Source organism: Mycobacterium sp. 852002-51057_SCH5723018 (assembly GCF_001667035.1).
In the GTDB taxonomy this organism is placed as follows: Bacteria; Actinomycetota; Actinomycetes; order Mycobacteriales; family Mycobacteriaceae; genus Mycobacterium.
In genome coordinates this window covers 32,673-52,300 of the sequence record NZ_LZIR01000021.1, presented here as the reverse complement: position 1 = coordinate 52,300, position 19,628 = coordinate 32,673, and the positions used below count along the sequence as shown (strand labels likewise).

20 protein-coding genes and 1 tRNA gene are annotated in these 19,628 nt (G+C 68.4%); 11 read left to right on the top strand and 10 right to left on the bottom strand.

The window, feature by feature from the left end; genetic code table 11:
* Positions 1–5: 5 nt before the first annotated feature.
* Positions 6–623 carry a malonyl CoA-ACP transacylase gene (locus A5764_RS05180; RefSeq protein WP_067109598.1) on the bottom strand — a complete coding sequence of 206 codons (618 nt, stop codon included), beginning with the start codon at positions 621–623 and terminating at the stop codon, positions 6–8.
* Positions 620–4,825 carry an NEW3 domain-containing protein gene (locus tag A5764_RS05175; RefSeq protein WP_067109595.1) on the bottom strand — a complete coding sequence of 1,402 codons (4,206 nt, stop codon included), beginning with the start codon at positions 4,823–4,825 and terminating at the stop codon, positions 620–622. The genes A5764_RS05180 and A5764_RS05175 overlap by 4 nt, the downstream gene beginning before the upstream one ends.
* A gap of 83 nt (positions 4,826–4,908) precedes the next feature.
* Between A5764_RS05175 and A5764_RS05170 the strand changes: the two genes are divergently transcribed.
* The 11 genes from A5764_RS05170 (at position 4,909) to A5764_RS05120 (ending at position 15,079) form a co-directional block, all read left to right on the top strand.
* Positions 4,909–5,454, top strand: coding sequence for a DinB family protein (locus A5764_RS05170; protein WP_067109680.1), 546 nt, complete (start codon positions 4,909–4,911; stop codon positions 5,452–5,454).
* Between the two features lie 24 nt (positions 5,455–5,478).
* Positions 5,479–6,078, top strand: coding sequence for a DinB family protein (locus tag A5764_RS05165; protein WP_067109677.1), 600 nt, complete (start codon positions 5,479–5,481; stop codon positions 6,076–6,078).
* Positions 6,065–6,988, top strand: coding sequence for an alpha/beta fold hydrolase (locus A5764_RS05160; RefSeq protein WP_067109592.1), 924 nt, complete (start codon positions 6,065–6,067; stop codon positions 6,986–6,988). Before A5764_RS05165 ends, A5764_RS05160 begins: the two co-directional genes overlap by 14 nt.
* A 52-nt stretch (positions 6,989–7,040) precedes the next feature.
* Positions 7,041–8,387 carry an AarF/ABC1/UbiB kinase family protein gene (locus A5764_RS05155; RefSeq protein WP_067109580.1) on the top strand — a complete coding sequence of 449 codons (1,347 nt, stop codon included), beginning with the start codon at positions 7,041–7,043 and terminating at the stop codon, positions 8,385–8,387.
* Positions 8,387–9,292 carry an alpha/beta fold hydrolase gene (locus A5764_RS05150; RefSeq protein WP_067109577.1) on the top strand — a complete coding sequence of 302 codons (906 nt, stop codon included), beginning with the start codon at positions 8,387–8,389 and terminating at the stop codon, positions 9,290–9,292. Before A5764_RS05155 ends, A5764_RS05150 begins: the two co-directional genes overlap by 1 nt.
* A gap of 70 nt (positions 9,293–9,362) precedes the next feature.
* Positions 9,363–10,223 carry a mycolic acid methyltransferase MmaA1 gene (gene mmaA1 / locus A5764_RS05145; protein ID WP_067109575.1) on the top strand — a complete coding sequence of 287 codons (861 nt, stop codon included), beginning with the start codon at positions 9,363–9,365 and terminating at the stop codon, positions 10,221–10,223.
* A gap of 44 nt (positions 10,224–10,267) precedes the next feature.
* Entirely contained in the window at positions 10,268–11,149 is an 882-nt protein-coding gene (gene mmaA2, locus A5764_RS05140; protein WP_067109573.1) for a cyclopropane mycolic acid synthase MmaA2, read from the top strand.
* Positions 11,150–11,231: 82 nt separating this feature from the next.
* Positions 11,232–12,113, top strand: a complete 882-nt coding sequence (gene mmaA3, locus A5764_RS05135; RefSeq protein WP_067109571.1) for a methoxy mycolic acid synthase MmaA3 — start codon at positions 11,232–11,234, stop codon at positions 12,111–12,113.
* A 51-nt stretch (positions 12,114–12,164) separates the two neighbouring features.
* Complete coding sequence (gene mmaA4, locus A5764_RS05130) at positions 12,165–13,058, top strand: hydroxymycolate synthase MmaA4 (RefSeq protein WP_067109569.1); 894 nt, start codon at positions 12,165–12,167, stop codon at positions 13,056–13,058.
* 96 nt (positions 13,059–13,154) lie between these two features.
* The gene (locus A5764_RS05125) at positions 13,155–13,853 is read left to right on the top strand and encodes a YciI family protein (RefSeq protein ID WP_067109567.1); all 699 of its coding nucleotides are present in this window, start codon (positions 13,155–13,157) and stop codon (positions 13,851–13,853) included.
* Positions 13,854–13,861: 8 nt separating this feature from the next.
* A complete protein-coding gene (locus tag A5764_RS05120; RefSeq protein WP_067109565.1) occupies positions 13,862–15,079 on the top strand; it encodes an RNA polymerase sigma factor in 1,218 nt (405 codons plus the stop codon).
* A 56-nt stretch (positions 15,080–15,135) separates the two neighbouring features.
* Here A5764_RS05120 and rplA read toward each other — a convergent pair whose 3' ends face one another.
* From rplA to hadA, 8 genes are all read right to left on the bottom strand, one after another.
* Positions 15,136–15,843, bottom strand: a complete 708-nt coding sequence (gene rplA, locus A5764_RS05115) for a 50S ribosomal protein L1 (RefSeq protein WP_067109562.1) — start codon at positions 15,841–15,843, stop codon at positions 15,136–15,138.
* A gap of 79 nt (positions 15,844–15,922) precedes the next feature.
* The gene (rplK, locus tag A5764_RS05110; RefSeq protein ID WP_067109559.1) at positions 15,923–16,351 is read right to left on the bottom strand and encodes a 50S ribosomal protein L11; all 429 of its coding nucleotides are present in this window, start codon (positions 16,349–16,351) and stop codon (positions 15,923–15,925) included.
* Between the two features lie 82 nt (positions 16,352–16,433).
* Positions 16,434–17,231: a transcription termination/antitermination protein NusG gene (gene nusG, locus A5764_RS05105; protein ID WP_067109557.1), complete on the bottom strand. Its 798-nt coding sequence runs from the start codon at positions 17,229–17,231 to the stop codon at positions 16,434–16,436.
* Positions 17,232–17,279: 48 nt separating this feature from the next.
* Complete coding sequence (gene secE, locus A5764_RS05100) at positions 17,280–17,759, bottom strand: preprotein translocase subunit SecE (RefSeq protein ID WP_067109556.1); 480 nt, start codon at positions 17,757–17,759, stop codon at positions 17,280–17,282.
* 201 nt (positions 17,760–17,960) lie between these two features.
* Positions 17,961–18,033, bottom strand: a tRNA-Trp gene (locus A5764_RS05095).
* A gap of 145 nt (positions 18,034–18,178) precedes the next feature.
* Positions 18,179–18,679, bottom strand: a complete 501-nt coding sequence (hadC, locus tag A5764_RS05090) for a (3R)-hydroxyacyl-ACP dehydratase subunit HadC (RefSeq protein WP_067109554.1) — start codon at positions 18,677–18,679, stop codon at positions 18,179–18,181.
* 4 nt (positions 18,680–18,683) lie between these two features.
* Positions 18,684–19,112: a (3R)-hydroxyacyl-ACP dehydratase subunit HadB gene (hadB, locus tag A5764_RS05085; RefSeq protein ID WP_067109551.1), complete on the bottom strand. Its 429-nt coding sequence runs from the start codon at positions 19,110–19,112 to the stop codon at positions 18,684–18,686.
* Entirely contained in the window at positions 19,099–19,578 is a 480-nt protein-coding gene (gene hadA, locus A5764_RS05080) for a (3R)-hydroxyacyl-ACP dehydratase subunit HadA (protein WP_067109549.1), read from the bottom strand. Before hadA ends, hadB begins: the two co-directional genes overlap by 14 nt.
* Positions 19,579–19,628: the final 50 nt, after the last annotated feature.

Here is a 19,628-nt window from a genome sequence, read left to right as displayed (position 1 = left end):
GGGGATCAGTGCCGGTGGGTGTTGTCGGGCTGGCGCGGGTCGCCGGGATGCTCGTAGCCGGGTGCGAGTTCGACGAGCGCGGCCCGGCGCGCGTCCAGCCACACCCGGAAGGCACGCCGGCGGGCGGCGCCGCGCAGGTGGCCGGCGATCGCGGGGCGCACCTCTTCCAGCGGCGGGCCGGCGTGCGCGGGCACGCGCCAGCCGTCGCGGCCGCGGCGCGGCGCGGCGAACCGCAGCGGGTTGCGGGCGTGGTAGCCGGCCACGTCGTCGTCGCTGGGCTGAACCGTCGCGGTGACGTCGACGAACAGCGCCCGCGACCGCGGGTCCGCCAGCGCGGCGGCGGCGACGCTGCCGATCTCCAGCCGCGCAGTCGCGTCGGGCAGCAGCTCGGCCTCGCCCGGCGCGTCGCGTCCGGTCAGGCCGCGCGCGGCCGCCTCCGCGGTGACCACCCGCTGCGTCACGATCAGTTGGGTGAGCCAGCGCCGCAGTTGCCGGCCCTCGCGGGTGCCGGCCGCCGGCAGCCCGCCCGCGCCCGGGCCGGCGCGCAGCCGCGCCTCGGCCGCGTCGACCTCACCGAGCCAAACCGGTTCGCCGGCGACGGTTGCCACCAACTCGACGCTCATGTCACCGTCACCCTCACCGCGGGCGAGTAGAGCAACCGGCCGGCGCACCCGACCCGGACCAGGGCCCACCACTGGCCGGGGTCCTGCCACGCCCGCGGGGTCACGTCGAAGCCGAGTTCGGCCGTGCCGCGGGCGGGCAGGACGGCGCCCTGTGCGGCCGGGCCGATCCACTCCCAGGTGCCCCACGGGCTGATGAGATGCGCCTCGAGCGACAGGTCGGCGTGGGCGTCGCTGCCGACCGTGAGCGTCAGCCGGGCCGCCTCGCCCGCGGCAACCTCGACGGCGCCGGGACCGTCGACAAGGCGGACCAGCTCCGCCCCGCCGGCGGCCCCGACCTCGACGACGCACACGTCCTCGACCACCTGGCGCCAGGCCGCCGGGACGTCATTGCCGGTGACACAGAGCTGCGCGCGGACGGGGTACAGCCCGGGCGGCGTGCGAGCCGGGATCGTCACGACCACGTCGGCCTCGCGGTGCTCGCCGCTGCGCAGCGTGAAGGGCAGCTTCCCCGGCGTGGCGGACCACGCCGCGGGACACACCACGGTCACCTCGCCGCTCAGGGTGGCGTCGCTGCAGTCGCTGGCCGCGGTGAGTCGCAACACCGCCCGGCCGCCCGGCTCGCCGGTCGCCCGCTGGGGGTGCAGGTGGGCGACGGCCGGCAGCCCCCCGAGCGGTGCGGGTCCACGGTTGTGCAGCCAGTAGCGGGCGTAGAGCGGTTGCGCGGCCTCTGCGTTCGGCGCCAGATCGACCAAACCCATAGGCGCACCGGGTGTTTCGAGGCGGGCCAGCACGGTGGCCACCTGATAGCCGTGCAGGTCGACCGATCGAGTCGCGCCCATGGGTTTGGCCAGCGCGTTTTCCAGCAGGTCGGCGAGCTGCAGTCCGCCGACGTCGGCGTGCTCGGACCCGACGGACACGCGGGCGCCCGCGCCGCTCGTCTCCACCAACCGCAGGGCCACCGCGTGGGGGTCGACCGGCCGGGCGCTGCCCGCGGCCAGCGGATTGCCGGCGGCCTTGAGGGCCGCCAGCTGTACCGCGCCGGCGGGCTCGACGCGCAGCAGCGATCCAACCCCGGGCAGCTGGCCGCGCCGCTCCCCGGGGCGCACGGCGAGCAGCGGCTGGGCGAATTGCGCGCTGCGGGAGGGGATCTCGGCGTGCCGCCAATCGCCGTCGGCGCACACCAGCGCGTAGTCGAACGGGTGCGTCCAGTGCTGAAGCCCGAAGTTGGAGCCGTCGGGCGCGGTGCGGCGCGGGTCGTCGATCCAGATGCCCGACGGCCAGCCGGTGCAGGACCGCATCAGGGCCGTGTGCAGGGTGCCGTCGGTTTCGACGGCGAAGCTGGGCACCCCGCGGTTGAGCAGCGCGACGGTGCGGCCTTCGAAGGGGCCGACGCCCGACGGCGCCCGCTGGGTGACGCCGATCTCGGCGGCCGCCAGCTCGTCGACCACCGACGCGATCTCCGCGGCCAGGCCGTCCTCGTCGCGGCCGTCGATCACCAGGACCGGCAGCGCCAGCGGCGCGCGCAGGTCGGCCCCGGGCACCCAGGCGGCCGCCAACGGTGTCGCGGCCGGCACCCAGACCCGGGCCCGGCCGGTTTCGCCCAGCTGCCGCTCGAGCTCGTCGGCGTATTCCGAATCGGCTTGCGCCAACACGTCTTTGGTGAACGAATTGCGCGACGGCCCGCCAAGCGCGATGCGCACATCGGGCAGGTTGGAGTCGACGGCGAGGTGGCCGTAGCGCGGCCCGTCGGCGCCGCTGCAGGTGGCTGTGACACCCGCGCGGACCAGCCCGACCATCAGCCCGCGCGCCAGCGGCCCGGACAACGCCTCGGCCGGCGACACCACCTCGGCCACCGACACCGCCCGCACGCCGGTGGCCGGGGGGTTGCCGATGCGCACCCGCACCGCCGAGGACAGACCGAACCAGCCATAGGCCGGGTTGTCCAGCGTCCACGGGTGCCGCGCGGTGTCCACCGAACGGTCGCCACCGGGGGTGGGGTGCAGCAACGCGAATCCGCGCCCGACGACGGCGTCGCCCACCTCGCTGACCGGCATGGCGCCCGGTACCGGGCATGGCCACCGCAGCCGCACCAGGCGGTCCTCCCCGGTGAACTCGTCGATGGCGGTGCGGCAGTCCACCCGCGCCACGCCGCGCCACAGGGTCAGGGTCTGGGTGTAGCGCAATACCCGGCCGATCCGGCCCTGCACGACCAGGCGCTGACCGAGCGGGCCGCGATACGCCCGAACCCGCGCCGGCAATTCCGACGAGCACACCACCGGCCCCTTGGGCAGCAGGTGCCACGGGCCCTCCCCCTGCGTCGGGTGCGCCGGGTGTTCCTCGTAGACGGCGAGCTCGTTGCCCACCCGGCCCCGCGCGATCAGCTGCCGGCCGCCGTGTTCCAGCGACGCCACCGCTCCGCCGCGGTCCGGGTCGACGGCCAGCCGGTAGTGCTCGTTGCCGATCGCCGTCCCGGGCACGGGTTCCCAGCCGCGCGCTTCGGCGTCGGGGACCAGCCGGTAGGCCCGCCAGCCCAGCGACGGCACGTCGCGTGCCAGCCAGGTGACCGACCGCCCGCCGTGCTCGACGTGTGCGGGGTGCTCAGCGCCGTCGGGATCGAGCACCCGGACCCCCGACCCCAGCGGCGGGTCGAGGCGGGCGGTGACCACGTCGGTGCGCCGCTGCGCCAGCGGGTTCCAGACGATCACGTCACCGTCGATCGCGCGGGACAGCGATTCCAGGGAGTTGTCGCGGGCCGCGCGGCCCATCTCCCACGCGTCGCGCCACCCGGTGAGCAGGTCGAGGTAGACCTGGTCGGACTCCGAGCCGGTGATGGCGTCGTGGTGCGCGCCATAGGCCAGCTGCACCCAGGCCTTGGCGAGCGCGGCGTGCGGATAGCCGGCGCCGGTGAGCAGCGCGGCGAACACGGCGAAGCGCTCGGCGGTGAGCACGGTGTTCTCAGCGGCCCGGTTGGCCTGTTTGGTGTCGATGTAGGAGACGTCCTTGCCGGTGTAGATCGGGTTCATGTCGCGGGTCTGCGGCGACGGGTCGCACCCGCGTTGCGCCAGCTCGGCGCGCACCGCGGCGAAGAACTCCCGCGGCAGCCCGCACACGAATCGCGGCCATGCGTAGCGCGCGGCCCAGTCGCGGTGGATCGCGGTGACCCACTTGTTGGGCGGCGTGTAATCGGTGCCGACGGGCAGCAACACGTTACGGGTCAGGGCGACGCTCTTGAGCTGACGGAACAGCCGGTAGGTCGCCTGCTCGGCCTCCCCGAGCGAGGCTGACTCGTCCATCCCCCAGCCCGCACCGTAGTGCGCAGGCATGTAGTGGGTCAGCAGGCCGCGGCCCGAGGGCGCGATCCACTCGAACTCGCTGCGGAACTGCATGCGGTCGACCCCTTCGCTATGGGCCGGACCCCACTGGTGAAACGGCCCGCGGGCCCACGAACTCGACGTCAGGCCGGCGTCGGCGGCCATCCCGGGGAACTGCGGGTCGTGGCCGAACACGTCGAGCTGCCACGCGGTGGCCGGCTCGGCTCCCAGCACCTCACGCTGAAATCCCATGCCGTGCACCAGGTTTCGAATGGTAGTTTCCGGGCTGGTGAGGTTGGTGTTGGGTTCGTTGTAGGTGCCGCCCATCACCTCCAGCCGGCCCTCGGCGACAAACCGGCGCAGGTCGGCGCGGTCCTCGGGGTGCGTGTCCCAGTACGGCTTGAGGTAGTCCACCTCGGCCAGCACGAACTTGTACTCGGGCTCGCGGCGTGCCATTTCCAGATGCGCGTGCACCAGCGCGAAGCCGTTGGCCTGCCGCCCCGGCGGGTCTTCGGCCCATTCGCTGGTGTAGGCACCCTGCGTGTTCCACCAGACCGGGTCGTAGTGAAAGTGACTGACCATGAACATCGTCCAGCCCGGCTCGGCGACGGTGAATTCGAAGGCGAACTCGAACGCCGTGTCGGCGCGACCGGCACGCACCCGCGCCGCCCGCCGCTCACCGACCACCGGACGGTCCACCGCGACCGGGACCTCGACGACCTGTGGGCCCGCCGCGACCGGGACCTCAACGACCTCCCCGCCCAGCCCGTCGCCGTCGACGCGGATCGGGGTCGGCGCGGCGCACCCGGTGACCGTGACGCGCGCCAGCTGCAGCGGCGCTTCGGGGGGCCCGACGAACAGCTCGGTCGACTCCGCCGAAAGCACTTGCATTCCCGAACTTTACGGCGGCCTCCGGCCGCGACAAAGCCGTCGCGTAGGGACGCCTGTCAGTGCTTGGTGGCAAGCTCGGCGCCATGCCGAACCTAACCATGCAGCTGGCCGACCAGCTCGACTGGCACTGGCGCGCGCACCTGCGCCCCCGCTTGGAGGGCCTGTCCGACGACGAATACTTCTGGCAGCCGGTGCCCAACTGCTGGACCGTGCATCCGGACGGGTCGGTGGACTTCGCGTTCCCAGCACCCGTCCCGACGCCGTTCACCACCATCGCCTGGCGCATGGCCCACGTCATCGTCGGCGTGTTCGCCGTGCGCAGCCACCACCATTTCGGCGGACCGCCCGCCAGCTACCAGAGTTGGCCCTACGCCACCGACGCCGCCACCGCCGTGCGGCAACTCGACGAGGCCTACTCCGCGTGGATCAGCGGTGTGCGGTCGCTGTCGGACACCGACCTGACACGCCGCTGCGGCCCGGCCGAGGGGCAGTACGCCGAGCACCCGCTGATCGAGCTGGTCTTGCACATCAATCGCGAAGCGATCCACCATGGTGCCGAAATCGCCTGCCTGCGAGACCTGTACCTCCATCACCGGCTCCACCGCCCAACCCTCACCCAGGAGGATTGAGAAATGCCCGCGCTCGCCCCACCCGTGACCGACGAACGCAGCGCGCTGCGCGAGTACCTGGCCTACCACCAAAGCGCCTATTTCGCCGTCTCGTACGGCCTCACCGACGAACAGGCTCGCGCCACCCCGTCGGCGAGCGCGCTGTCGGTCGGCGGGTTGATCAAGCACGCCACCGCCATGCAACGCACCTGGATGGCGCGCGTCGCCGCCGCGCCGGATGCGCCGCCGAAGGACCCGCGGCCGTTCGAGGAGATCGCCAAGCAGTTCGGCGAACAACACGTGATGCGGACCGACGAGACGCTCGATGGGCTGCTGCGGGCGTTCGAAGCCCAGAACGCCGAATCGCTGAGGCTGACCGAAACCGCCGACCTCGACGCCGCGGTGCCCGTCCCGCAGGACATCCCTTGGTTTCCCAAGAACCAGGAGGCCTGGTCGGTGCGCTGGGTGATCCTGCATGTGATCAACGAGCTGGCCCGCCACGCCGGTCACGCCGACATCGTCCGGGAAACGATCGACGGCGCCACCATGTACGAGTTGATCGCCGCCCGGGAGGGCTGGACGATCGAAGGGTGGGTGACGCCCTGGGCACCTCAGCAGCCTCAGCAGAAGCGTGCTGACGCGTAACGGCGTCGCCCGCCACGAGACGGCGCAGGGTGCCGTCGAGCTCTACTACGAGGACCTGGGCGACCCGGCGGCCCCGCCCGCGCTGCTCATCATGGGCCTGGGCGCCCAGCTGCCGATGTGGCCCGACGGCTTCTGCGCGCGCCTCGTCGACGCCGGCTACCGCGTCATCCGCTTCGACCACCGCGACACCGGGCTGTCGGGCAAGATGCACGGCCTGCGCGCCCGCGGCCCCGTCTATCGGCGGATCGGCCGCTACTGGTTGGGCAGGCCCAGCGCGGTGCCCTACACCCTGATCGACATGACCGCCGACGCGGTGGCGTTGCTCGACCACCTGCGCATCGACCGGGCCCATGTGGTGGGCGCGTCGCTGGGCGGCATGATCGCGCAGATCCTGGCGGCGATCGAGCCGCAGCGGGTGGCCTCGGTGGGCATCATCATGTCCACCACCGGCAAGCCGTTTTCCGCGTTGCCGGCGTGGCGCGTCATCAAGCTCGCGCTCGATGCGCCGGCCCAAGACGCCGCGGCCGAGGAGAAGCTGGCCTCCGAGGTGCGCAACGTCGCGGTATTCAACGGTCCGAACTTCCTGCCGTCCGACGCCGAGCTGCGCGAGCGGGTGCGGCGACTCGCGGAGCGCTGCAGCTACCCGCAGGGCATGTTGCGCCAGTTCGACGCCGTGCTGGGCACCGGCAGCCTGCTCCGTTACAGCAGGGCGATCGCGGCGCCGACCGTGGTGCTGCACGGTTCGGCCGACCCGATGGTGCGGCCGCGCAACGGGCGGGCGGTCGCCGCGGCCATCCCCGGCGCGCGATACATCGTGGTCGACGGGATGGGCCACGACCTTCCGGAACCGGTCTGGCGGCCGGTGCTCGAGGCCCTCACCGAGAACTTCGCGGTCGCGGGATCCCGGTGAGCGCCCTCACAGCAATTGGGACTTGACACCGCCGATTTGGCAGACTGCTGTCATGACTTCTACCAAGCACCGCGAGGTGGCCAAGCTCGACCGGGTGCCGCTACCGGTCGAAGCGGCCCGGATGGCGGCCACCGGTTGGCAAGTCACGCGCACCGCCGCTCGCGTTCTCGCCAAGCTGCCGGCCAAGGGGCCGTTGCAGCAGAAGGTGATCAAGCAGCTCCCGCAGACCTTCGCCGACCTGGGGCCGACGTACGTGAAGTTCGGCCAGATCATCGCGTCCAGCCCCGGCGCGTTCGGCGAGTCGCTGTCGCGCGAATTCCGCGGCCTGCTCGACCGGGTGCCCCCCGCCGACGCGACCGAGATCCACGAGCTGTTCGTCGAGGAGCTCGGCGGCGACCCGTCCGAGCTGTTCGCCAAGTGGGACGAGACGCCGTTCGCGTCGGCGTCCATCGCGCAGGTGCACTACGCGACCCTGCACAGCGGCGAGGAGGTCGTCGTCAAGATCCAGCGGCCGGGCATCCGGCGGCGGGTCGCCGCCGACCTGCAGATCCTCAAGCGCTTCGCCCAGGCCGTCGAACTGGCCAAGCTGGGCCGCCGGCTTTCGGCGCAGGATGTGGTTGCCGACTTCTCCGACAACCTGGCCGAGGAGTTGGACTTTCGCCTGGAGGCGCAGTCGATGGAGGCGTGGGTAGCCCACCTGCACTCCTCACCGCTGGGCAAGAACATCCGGGTGCCGCACGTGCATTGGGACTTCACCGGAGAGCGGGTTCTGACGATGGAGCGGGTGCACGGCGTCCGCATCGACGACGTGGCCGCCATCCGCAAAGCCGGGTTCGACGGCACCGAGCTGGTCAAGGCGCTGCTGTTCAGTGTCTTCGAGGGCGGGCTGCGGCACGGGCTGTTCCACGGCGACCTGCACGCCGGCAACCTCTACGTCGACGACGAGGGCCGCATCGTGTTCTTCGACTTCGGCATCATGGGCCGCATCGATCCCCGCACCCGCTGGCTGCTGCGCGAGCTGGTGTACGCGCTGCTGGTCAAGAAGGACCACGCCGCGGCCGGCAAGATCGTCGTGCTGATGGGCGCCGTCGGCACCATGAAGCCGGAGGCCCAGGCCGCCAAGGACCTGGAAAGCTTCGCCACCCCGCTGACCATGAAGTCGCTGGGCGACATGTCCTATGCCGACATCGGGCGGCAGCTGTCGGCGCTGGCCGACGCCTACGACGTCAAGCTGCCCCGCGAACTGGTGCTGATCGGCAAGCAGTTCCTCTACGTCGAGCGGTACATGAAGCTGCTGGCACCGAAGTGGCAGATGATGTCCGACCCGCAGCTGACGGGGTACTTCGCCAACTTCATGGTCGAGGTCAGCCGGGAGCACCAGACCGACGTAGAAGTCTGATGGAGATCCGCACCGGCGCTGCAATTTCGGGCGACCTGAAGCTCTACTACGAAGACATGGGTGACGTCGACGACCCGCCCGTCCTGCTGATCATGGGGCTGGGCGCGCAGCTGCTGGTGTGGCGCACCGGTTTCTGCGAGAAGCTGGTCGGCCGGGGCCTGCGCGTCATCCGCTACGACAACCGCGACGTCGGGCTCTCCAGCAAGACCGAACCACCAAAGTCCAGCCAGGCGCTGATTCCGCGGCTGCTTCGGTTCTGGTTCGGGCTGCCCGCCGAGGCCCCCTATGCGCTGGAAGACATGGCCGACGACGCCGCCGCCGTGCTGGATCACCTGGGCATCGAGCGTGCCCACATCGTCGGGGCATCGATGGGCGGCATGATCGCCCAGATCTTCGCCGCACGCTTCGGTGAGCGGACGAAGTCGCTGGCGGTCATCTTCTCCAGCAACAACCGCAGGTTCCTGCCGCCGCCCGCGCCGCGCGCCCTGCTGGCCGTCCTCAAGGGCCCGCCGCCCGGTTCGCCCCTCGAAGTGATCGTCGACAACGTCGTTCGCGTCACCAAGATCATCGGCAGCCCGCGGTACCGCGCGCCCGAGGAGCAGGTCCGCGCCGAGGCCGTCGAGAGCTACCAACGCAGCCATTACCCCTGGGGCGTCGCCCGGCACTTCAGCGCCGTGATGGCCAGCGGCAGCCTGGTGCGCTATGACCGAAAGATCGTCGCCCCGACCGTGGTTGTGCACGGCCGGGCCGACAAGCTGATGCGGCCCTCCGGGGGTCGCGCGGTGGCACGGGCAATCGACGGCGCTCGATTGGTGTTATTCGACGGAATGGGTCATGATCTGCCACAGCAGCTTTGGGACCAGGTGATCGGGGTGCTGACTAGCAACTTCGCCGAATCCAGCTGACGTACGGGCCAGGTCGCTCGAAAGAATCAACCCAAAGGTTGTACGGTTGGCGTTAGGAGGGTGTCTAATAATGGCCGAGCTGAGACCTTACTACGAAGACTCGCAAGCGGCGTACGACATTTCGGACGAGTTTTTCGGTCTGTTCCTTGACCCGACCTGGGTCTATACCTGCGCCTACTTCGAGCGTGACGACATGACCCTCGAAGAGGCGCAACTCGCCAAATTGGACCTGGCGCTGGACAAGCTGAACCTCGAGCCGGGGATGACCGTGCTCGACGTCGGGTGCGGCTGGGGCGGGGCGCTGGTCCGCGCGGTGGAGAAGTACGACGTCAACGTCATCGGAATCACCCTGTCCCACAACCATTGCGAGCGCAGCAAGGCGAGGCTGGCCGCGATCCCGACGAAGCGGCGCGCCGAGGCGCGGCTGCAGGGCTGGGAAGAATTCGACGAGAAGGTGGACCGGATCGTCTCCTTCGAGGCGTTCGACGCCTTCCACAAGGAGCGGTACGGCGCGTTCTTCGAACGCTCATACGACATGCTTCCCGGCGGCGGCCGGATGCTGTTGCACAGCCTGTTCACCTACGACCGACGGTGGCTGCACGCGCAGGGCATCGCGCTGACGATGAGCGACCTGCGCTTCCTGAAGTTCCTGCGCGAGTCGATATTCCCGGGCGGCGAGCTGCCGTCGGAGCCCGATATCGTCGACAACGCCAAGGCCGCCGGGTTCTCCCTCGAGGACACCCAGGTGCTGCAGCCGCACTACGCGAAGACGCTCGACACCTGGGCGGCCAACTTGGCGGCGAATCGGGATCGCGCCATCGCCATCCAGTCCGAAGAGGTGTATGACAACTTCATGCACTACCTGACGGGGTGCGCGGACCGGTTCCGGCGCGGCCTGATCAACGTCGCGCAATTCACCCTCGTCAAGTGAGCTGACCGGGGGGCCGGCACGGCCGGAGGGAGGGACAGAGCGCCGTGGGCAAGAATCTGACGCCGCATTTCGACGATGTGCAGGCGCACTACGACCTGTCCGACGACTTCTTCCGGCTGTTTCTGGATCCCACCCAGACCTACAGCTGCGCCTACTTCGAGCGCGACGACATGACGCTGGAAGAGGCGCAGCTCGCCAAGATCGACCTGGCGCTGGGCAAGCTGGGGTTGCAGCCCGGTATGACTCTGCTCGACGTCGGCTGCGGCTGGGGCGCCACCATGCGGCGGGCCATCGAGAAATACGACGTCGACGTCGTCGGCCTGACGCTGTCGAAGAACCAGGCCGCCCACGTGCAGAAGTCGTTCGACGAGATGGGCGGCCCGCGCCGCAAGCGAGTGCTGCTGGCCGGCTGGGAACAGTTCGACGAGCCCGTCGACCGCATCGTGTCGATCGGCGCGTTCGAGCACTTCGGCCACGATCGCTACGACGACTTCTTCAAGATGGCCCACAACATCCTGCCCGCTGATGGCGTGATGCTGCTGCACACGATCACCGGGCTGACGGGCCCGCAGTGCGTCGAGCGGGGCATACCGCTGACGTTCGAGATGGCCCGCTTCATCAAGTTCATCGTCACCGAGATCTTCCCGGGCGGGCGGTTGCCGTCGATCGAGATGGTGCAGGAGCGCTCGGCGAGGGCGGGGTTCACCTTGACCCGTCGCCAGTCGTTGCAGCCGCATTACGCCAGGACCCTGGACCTGTGGGCGGCGGCGCTGCAGGCCCACAAGGACGAGGCCATCGCGATCCAGTCCGAAGAGGTCTACGAGCGCTACGTGAAGTACCTGACCGGCTGCGCCGGCGCCTTCCGGATCGGGTACATCGACGTCAACCAGTTCACCCTGGAAAAACCCGGGGGCGTGCGATCTTAAATGCAAGGGATGTGCCCCGCCGCGTGTAGGGTGCCGGGGACGGCTCACCTGGTTAAAGGTGTCTGTGTAGTCGGGAGGACCTATGTCTGAAAATCTAGTGGGCGCCACGCGTATGCGGTCCAACTCCGACAACGTCAGGGCGCATTACGACCTGTCGGACGAGTTCTTTGGCCTGTTCGTCGACCCCACCCGCACCTACAGCTGCGCGTACTTTCCGCGCGACGGGATGACCCTGCACGAGGCGCAGGTCGCCAAGATCGACCTCACCCTGGACAAGCTGGGACTGGAGCCGGGGATGACCCTGCTCGACGTCGGCTGCGGCTGGGGGTCGGTGATGAAGCGCGCGGTCGAGAAATACGACGTCAACGTCGTCGGGCTGACGCTGTCGAAGAACCAGCACGCCTACTGCCAGCAGGTCCTCGATGGGGTGGACAGCGACCGCTCGCGCCGGGTGCTGCTGCGCGACTGGGCGGAGTTCAGCGAACCGGTGGACCGCATCGTCGTCATCGAGGCGTTGGAGCACTTCGGCTTTCACCGCTACGACGATTTCTTCAAGTTCACCTACGAAGCCCTGCCGGCCAACGGTGTGATGCTGCTCCACGCGATCACGGGGTTGCACGTCAAGCAGGTCATGGAGCGGGGCATCCCCCTGACGATGGAGATGGCCAAGTTCATCCGGTTCATCGTGACCGAGATCTTCCCCGGCGGCCGGCTACCGATGATCGAAACCGTCGAGGAGCACTCGGAAAAGGTCGGTTTCACGGTGACCCGCCGCCAGTCACTGCAGCTGGACTTCGCCAAGACCCTGGATTTCTGGGCCGACGCGCTGGAGGCCCGCAAGGAGGAGGCCGTCGCGATCCAGTCCGAAGAGGTCTACGAGCGCTACATGAAGTATCTGATCGGCTCGGCCAAGGCGTTCCGGATGGGTTACATCGACTGCAATCAATTCACCTTGCAAAAGTGAGCTTCGGTATCGTTCTTACGCCCAGAATTCATCCAGGAGAACAAGAAGAAAATGGCTGATCAACCGAGCCCGACGAAGACGCGGACGCGCTTCGAAGACATTCAGGCGCACTACGACGTCTCCGACGATTTCTTCGCCCTGTTCCAGGACCCGAGCAGAATCTACAGCTGCGCGTACTTCGAGCCGCCGGATCTGACGCTCGAAGGGGCGCAGTACGCCAAGATCGACCTGCACTTGGACACGCTGGGCCTCAAGCCCGGCATGACGCTGCTGGACATCGGCTGCGGCTGGGGCACCACGATGAGGCGCGCCGTCGAGCGGTTCGACGTCAACGTTATCGGGCTGACCTTGTCGAAGAACCAGCACGCCCGTTGCGAGCAGGTGCTGGGGGCGCTCGACACCACCCGCTCACGTGACGTGCGGCTGCACGGCTGGGAGGACTTCAACGAGCCCGTCGACCGGATCGTGTCGATCGAGGCCTTCGAGCACTTCGGGCACGAGAACTACGACGACTTCTTCAAGCGGTGTTTCGACATCATGCCCGACGACGGCCGGATGACGATTCAGAGCAGCGTGGGCTATCACCCGTTCGACATGGCCGCCCGCGGCAAGAAGCTGAGCTTCGAAACCGCGCGCTTCATCAAGTTCATCATCACCGAGATCTTCCCGGGTGGCCGGCTGCCCTCCACCGAGATGATGGTCGAGCACGGCGAGAAGGCCGGTTTCGTAGTGCCAGAACCCCTTTCGCTGCGCCCGCACTACATCAAGACGCTGCATATCTGGGGCGATGCGCTGGAGTCCAACCGGGAAAAGGCCATCGAGGTCACCTCGGAAGAGGTCTACGACCGCTACATGAAGTACCTGCGCGGCTGCGAGCACTACTTCACCGACGAGATGCTCGACGTCATGCTGGTGACCTACCTCAAGCCGGGCGCCGCCGCTTAGTTTTCTTGGCGCGTTGTCGGATTAGCCGCTGCGTCGTTCGTCGAGTAGGTAGAGAGTGGAACACAGGGTTTCGCTCACTATCGGAGGTGACGACAAATGCAGTACTTCGCCTTGTTGATCAGCAGGGAACAAGAGCGCACGCCCGACGAATACGGCGCCATCATGGCGGCCTTTGAAGAGTTCCACTCCAAGGCGGGGTCGGCGATCCGCGCCGGCGATGCCTTGTCGCCCGCGGCGACGGCCGTCCGCATCACCGGTGGCCCCGACGCGCCGGTGGTCACCGACGGCCCGTTCGCCGAGGCCGCCGAGGTGGCCTGCGGCTACTACGTGTTCGAGGCCGAGAATCTCGATGAGGCGCTGGCCCTGGCCCGCGGCGTCCCGGTCGCCCAGCACGGCGCCGTGGAGGTGTGGCCGACCGTCCACTCGCTCGAGCCGTCCCGCACGACCACCGGCAACGACTGGCTGGCGCTGCTGCTGGAACCACCCGCGTCCGCACACACGCCGGGCACACCGGAGTGGGAGGCCGTGGCGGCTCGGCACGGTGAATTCGCCGCTGCCGCAGGCAATCACATTGTCGGCGGGTCCGCACTGCACGATCGGTCCACGGCGACGACGGTGCGGGTGCGCGACGGCGAGGCCCTCCTCACCGACGGACCGTACGCGGAAGGCGCCGAAGTGGCCAACGGCTTCTACGTGCTTGGCGCCGCCGACCGCGACGAGGCGGTCAAGATCGCGTCGATGATCCCCGCGTCGGCCGTGGAGCTGCGGCAGCTGGCTGGCCTCTCGGGACTGTAGCCCCGCGAATGGCCGACCTGGACGGCGTCTTCCGGCGGGAGTGGGGACCGGCCGTCGCCGCGCTCGCGCGGTGGTCCGGCGACCTCACCGTCGCCGAGGACGCCGTCCAGGAGGCCTGCGCCGAGGCGCTTCGCACCTGGCCCGGCGACGGGCTGCCCGATCATCCCGGCGGTTGGCTGCTGACCGTCGCACGCAACCGCGCCCGGGATCGGCTGCGCCGCGAATCGGTGCGCCCGGGAAAGGAATTGGCGGCTGTGGTGGACGAGATTCGAGCCCGCACCGATCGCACCGACCCGCATCCGGTCGTCGACGACGAGCTGCGGATGATGTTCACCTGCGCGCACCCGGCGCTCGACCGGCAGTCGCAGCTGGCGCTCACCCTGCGGCTGGTGTCCGGGTTGACCGTCGGCGAGATCGCCCGCGCGCTGCTGCAGACCGAGGCGGCCGTGGGGCAGCGAATTACGCGCGCCAAGAACAAGGTTCGGCACGCCAACATCCCGCTGCGGGTGCCGCCCGCCGAGCTGCTGCCCGAGCGCACGCCGCACGTGCTCAGCTGCATCTACTCGGTCTTCACCGAGGGCTATTGGTCCACGGCCGGCCCGTCGGCGATTCGCGACGAGCTGTGCGACGAAGGGGTCCGGCTGGCCGGCGAGCTGTGCGCGCTGATGCCAGACGAGCCGGAGGCCCACGCGCTGGCCGCGCTGATGCTGCTGCACGATTCGCGGCGCGCGACCCGGGTGGACGATGCCGGGGGGCTGGTGCCGCTCGAGGAGCAGGACCGCCGGCGGTGGGACCGCGGCCGCATCGCCCGCGGGCTGGACCGGTTGCGGCGGGCGCGGGGGTCGCCGGGCCCGTACCTGCCGCAGGCGGTGATCGCCGCGTTGCACGCGACGGCGCCATCCTGGGAGCAGACGGATTGGTCCGCGATCTGCGCGGCCTACGACCGGTTGCTGCGGCTGACCGATTCCCCGGTGGTGCGCGCCAACCGCGCGCTGGCGGTCGGTTTCCGCGACGGGCCGGACGCCGGCCTGGCCGCCCTGGACGCCGTGGCGCACGATCCCCGGCTGAGTCGCACCAATTTGGTCGAGACGGTCCGCGCCGATCTGCTGCGGCGCGCCGGACGGCCCGCCGAAGCCCTCAGCTGGTACCGAAAGGCGTTGGAGGCCAACGGTTCTGAGCCCGGCCGCGACTTTTTGCGGCGGCGCATTGCGGAGTGCGGCGGGTAGCGCTGCGCGACTGTCACACCGGCCACATCAGCACCGTGCCGGGACCGCGCCGGAGGTTAGGCCTCGGCGAAGTTGCGGGTGATCGCCGGGTCCACCGGAATGCCCGGACCCGTGGTCGTCGACACGGTGATCTTCTTCAGGTAACGGCCCTTTGACGACGACGGCTTGACCCGCAGCACCTCGTCGATAGCGGCGCCGTAGTTCTCGGCCAGGCTCTTCTCGTCGAACGACGCCTTGCCGATGACGAAGTGCAGGTTGGCCTGCTTGTCGACGCGGAAGTTGATCTTGCCGCCCTTGATGTCGGCGACGGCCTTGGCGACATCGGGGGTCACGGTGCCGGTCTTGGGGTTTGGCATCAGCCCGCGCGGACCCAGGATGCGGGCGATGCGACCCACCTTGGCCATCTGGTCGGGGGTGGCGATCGCCGCGTCGAAGTCCAAAAATCCGCCCTGGATCTTCTCGATCAGGTCGTCGCTGCCGACAACATCAGCCCCCGCGGCGACCGCGGCATCCGCCTTGTCGCCGACCGCGAACACCGCGACCCGCGCCGTCTTACCGGTGCCGTGCGGCAGGTTGACCGTGCCGCGCACCATCTGGTCCGCCTTGCGCGGGTCGACGCCGAGGCGGATCGCCACCTCGACGGTCGCGTCCTGCTTGGCCGACGACGTTTCCTTGGCGAGCTTGGCCGCCTCCAGCGGGCTGTACAGGCTGTTGCGGTCCACCTTCTCGGCGGCGGCGCGGTATGCCTTGCTGTTCTTGCTCATTGACTATCCAATCTGGTGTTGGGTCGTGGTTGTCGGTATTTGTCGGGCCGAAGCTGGCCCTCCCACGCTGAGTGAATTGTTACTCGACGGTGATGCCCATCGACCGGGCGGTGCCGGCGATGATCTTGGCGGCGGCGTCGATGTCGTTGGCGTTGAGGTCGGACTTCTTGGTCTCGGCGATCTCGCGAACCTGATCCCAGCTGACCTTGGCCACCTTGGTCTTGTGCGGCTCGGGGGAGCCCTTGCCGACGCCGGCGGCCTTCAACAGCAGCTTGGCGGCGGGCGGGGTCTTCAGCGCGAAGGTGAAGCTGCGGTCCTCGTAGACGGTGATCTCCACCGGGATGACCTGACCGCGCTGGTTTTCCGTGGCGGCGTTGTACGCCTTGCAGAACTCCATGATGTTGACGCCGTGCTGGCCGAGCGCGGGCCCGACCGGCGGGGCGGGGTTTGCCTGCCCGGCCTGGATCTGCAGCTTGATCAGCCCAACGACTTTCTTCTTCGGGGCCATGATGTTGTCGGTGTTCCTTCCTGGGCGATGTTGGATTGCCGGTTCCTCGTCGGGGCGCTAGGCGCCCCGCATCGTCACCGAGCTAAATCTTGGAGACTTGGCTAAAGGTGAGTTCGACGGGGGTTTCGCGGCCGAAGATCGACACCAGCACCTTGAGCTTCTGCTGTTCGCCGTTGACCTCGCTGATGGTGGCCGGCAACGTGGCAAACGGCCCGTCCATGACCGTCACCGATTCGCCGACCTCGTAGTCGACCTCGACGGCAGGGCGTTCCAGCCCGCCCGCCTCGGCGACCGCGGCGGTGCTGGCCGCGCCCTTGGCGGCCTTCTTCGTCGCGCCCCGCGGCAGCAGGAACTTCACCACGTCGTCGAGCGAGAGGGCCGACGGGCGCGACGTCGCGCCGACGAACCCGGTCACCCCGGGCGTGTTGCGCACGGCCGCCCACGAGTCGTCGGTGAGATCCATGCGCACCAGGATGTAGCCGGGCAGCACCTTGCGGTTGACCTGCTTGCGCTGGCCGTTCTTGATCTCGGTGACCTCTTCGGTGGGCACCTCCACCTGGAAGATGTAGTCGCCGACGTCAAGGTTTTGCACGCGGGTTTCCAGGTTGGCTTTGACCTTGTTCTCGTAGCCGGCGTAGGAGTGGATGACGTACCAGTCGCCGGGCTTGCTGCGCAGGTCGGCCTTCAGCGCGGCGGCAGGGTCGACCTCCTCGGCCGGCTCCGTACCCTCCGAGCTCTCCGGGGTTTCTGGAGCCGCTGCGGTCTCTGGGGCTGCTGGGGCCGCTGAGGCCTCTGCGGTCTCTGGAGCCTCCGTGGGCTCGGCAGCCTCTTTCAGGTCGACCGCTTCACCCGCGGACGTGTCACCGTCGAAGGTAGTCACGGTTTTGAGTCCTCTCTGTCACTCTCAAAAGCGGTGTCACTTTCAAGCTCAGCCGAACACCAGCAGCACCAGCTTGGTCAGGCCGAAGTCCGCCAGGCCCACCAGCGCCACCATGAAGGCCAGAAACGCCAGCACCACCGAGGTATAGGTGAGCATCTGCTTGCGGTTCGGCCAGATCACCTTCCGCATCTCCGCAACGACCTGCTTGAGGTAGCTGTAGACGAATACGAACGGGTTGGCCGGCCGGTCCCCGGCTTTCTTCGGCTTCTTGGCTTTCTTGGCCTTGTCAGCCTTCGAGGCGCGCCTCTTGGCCTTGTCTTCCTCGGCGGCCTCAACCTCGTCCGTCGACTCGGCATCGACCTCGTCGGCATCGGCCACCCGTTGCCGCGACCTCTTGCCGGTGGGCCGTTGCGGCGTCACAGGCTTGGTCACCACGGCCGTACGACCGCTGCCGCGGCCGTCCTCGGTGTCGCCGCCGTCGCGTGCGGGGTCGTTGGCGGCACCGATGTCCGGGCCTTCGTCGCTCACCGCATGCTCCTTTGTTTGCTAATGTCCCGCGAGCCGCCCCACGGTGATGGGCACTTTCTTCCAGTGTCCACCATGGCACGGACAACGAGTGTCCGACTCCTCCTCAGGCCGTCCCGGCCTGCATCGTCGTCGGACGTCCAACGATTGTCCGACTCCTCCTCAGGCCGTCCCGGCCTGCATCGTCGTCGGACGTCGCGTCGGCAGGGGCGACAGGACTTGAACCTGCAACCTGCGGTTTTGGAGACCGCTGCTCTGCCAGTTGAGCTACGCCCCTTCGCGGTTGGCAGGCCAACCTGCGCTTACCTGCCGGGGCTTACATGACACGCGCGCCTCCCGATTGTTCGACTCACGGAAAGCGCGCTGATGGCTGGGAAAACCCCGAGGTCCGAGTGTACATCGGGGCAGGTGCCAGATACCAATTACGCGGTTCTGACGACCTGTCCGGAATCCTTGTCCCACTTGAGTCTGGCGGACTCCTCGCCTTTCTGCCCCATCAGCGTGGTGTAGGCCTCGAGCACCAGCTCGCCGCGGTCGTTGTGGCAAATGTTCTTGGTGACGACGATGTCGGCGCCGAAGCGCTCGTCCACCGAGTGGATGTCCATCCGGGCCCACAGCTTGTCGCCGGCCAACACGGGCTTGTAGAACAGGAACCTCTGGTCGACCTGGACGATCTGCATGGTCTCCATGCCGACATCGACATTCTGGAAGAAGTCGATTTGGACCAGTTTCGCGAGAATGCTCGCAAAGGTGAGCGGCGCGATTATCGCGTCATATCCCAGTTCGCCGGCAGCGTCCTCGTCGAAGTAGGCCGGGTGGTCGCACTTGATGGACTGCGCGAACGCACGCAGCTGCTCACGGCCCACTTCGAAGTAGTCCGGGTACCGCCAGATCATCCCGCGGATATCGGTCTTGAGGGCCATAGAACTATGCCAATTTCGCCGACGCGGTGGCCCGGCCGAAGATCTTCTTGCCACCGGTGGTGGCGGTGAGCGCGATCGTCACCGACTTGCTCTCCGGATCCACCGACTTCACCCGGCCGTTGAAGACGAGCTCGGCGCCCTTGCCGTCGTTGGGCACCGGCACCACGGCGGTGAACCGCACGTTGTACTCGGTGACCGCGCCCGGGTCACCGACCCACGAGGTGACGTAGCCGCCCCCGATGCCCATGGTCAGCATGCCGTGGGCGATCGCGGTGTCCAGCCCGACAACCTTGGCGATCTCGTCGTCCCAGTGGATCGGGTTCAAGTCACCGGAAACCCCCGCGTAGTTCACCAGATCCTGGCGCGTCAGGGGGTAGATCTTCTCCGGAAGCTGGTCACCCACCTTCACCGAACTGAACTCACGCAGTGGCATTAGAAAATCCCTCTTCTCCATCCTCACCGGCACGGCCCGCCAGGGTCGTATAGGTCTCCTGCACAATCTCACCAGCTTCGTTGGTAATGATGTTCTTGGTCACGATGATCTGGGTGCCGTGCGCCTCGCGCATCGAGTCCACCCAGACGTCGCAGTAGAGCCTGTCCCCCGCCACGATCGGCTTCACGAATTTCAGCACCTGGTCGACCTGGACGATCTGTGCGTCGCTGACCGCGATGTTGGCGTGCTTGAAGAACGCCGACTGCGCCTTGTACCCGAACACGCAGATGAAGGTCAGCGGGGCCGGCAGCCCCTTGTAGCCGAGTTCGGCCGCCGCATCGTCGTCGAGGAACGAGGCGTCATCGTTCTTCACGGCCACCGCGTGCTCGCGGATCTTTTCCCGCTCCACCTCGTAATGGTCGGGGTAGCGATAGTGCATCCCGACGATGTCTTTGGTCAACGGCACGGGTCTAGAACCTACCTGGTCGCGTCTTGGGTCGATCTCAGCAACGTTGA

Bases quoted from the DNA above. Each gene is read 5' to 3' on its own strand.
- A5764_RS05180 (WP_067109598.1), bottom strand. From the start codon at position 623: ATGAGCGTCGAGTTGGTGGCAACCGTCGCCGGCGAACCGGTTTGGCTC.
- A5764_RS05175 (WP_067109595.1), bottom strand. From the start codon at position 4,825: ATGCAAGTGCTTTCGGCGGAGTCGACCGAGCTGTTCGTCGGGCCCCCC.
- A5764_RS05170 (WP_067109680.1), top strand. From the start codon at position 4,909: ATGCCGAACCTAACCATGCAGCTGGCCGACCAGCTCGACTGGCACTGG.
- A5764_RS05155 (WP_067109580.1), top strand. From the start codon at position 7,041: ATGACTTCTACCAAGCACCGCGAGGTGGCCAAGCTCGACCGGGTGCCG.
- A5764_RS05150 (WP_067109577.1), top strand. From the start codon at position 8,387: ATGGAGATCCGCACCGGCGCTGCAATTTCGGGCGACCTGAAGCTCTAC.
- mmaA1 (WP_067109575.1), top strand. From the start codon at position 9,363: ATGGCCGAGCTGAGACCTTACTACGAAGACTCGCAAGCGGCGTACGAC.
- mmaA3 (WP_067109571.1), top strand. From the start codon at position 11,232: ATGTCTGAAAATCTAGTGGGCGCCACGCGTATGCGGTCCAACTCCGAC.
- mmaA4 (WP_067109569.1), top strand. From the start codon at position 12,165: ATGGCTGATCAACCGAGCCCGACGAAGACGCGGACGCGCTTCGAAGAC.
- A5764_RS05125 (WP_067109567.1), top strand. From the start codon at position 13,155: ATGCAGTACTTCGCCTTGTTGATCAGCAGGGAACAAGAGCGCACGCCC.
- A5764_RS05120 (WP_067109565.1), top strand. From the start codon at position 13,862: ATGGCCGACCTGGACGGCGTCTTCCGGCGGGAGTGGGGACCGGCCGTC.
- rplA (WP_067109562.1), bottom strand. From the start codon at position 15,843: ATGAGCAAGAACAGCAAGGCATACCGCGCCGCCGCCGAGAAGGTGGAC.
- rplK (WP_067109559.1), bottom strand. From the start codon at position 16,351: ATGGCCCCGAAGAAGAAAGTCGTTGGGCTGATCAAGCTGCAGATCCAG.
- hadC (WP_067109554.1), bottom strand. From the start codon at position 18,679: ATGGCCCTCAAGACCGATATCCGCGGGATGATCTGGCGGTACCCGGAC.
- hadB (WP_067109551.1), bottom strand. From the start codon at position 19,112: ATGCCACTGCGTGAGTTCAGTTCGGTGAAGGTGGGTGACCAGCTTCCG.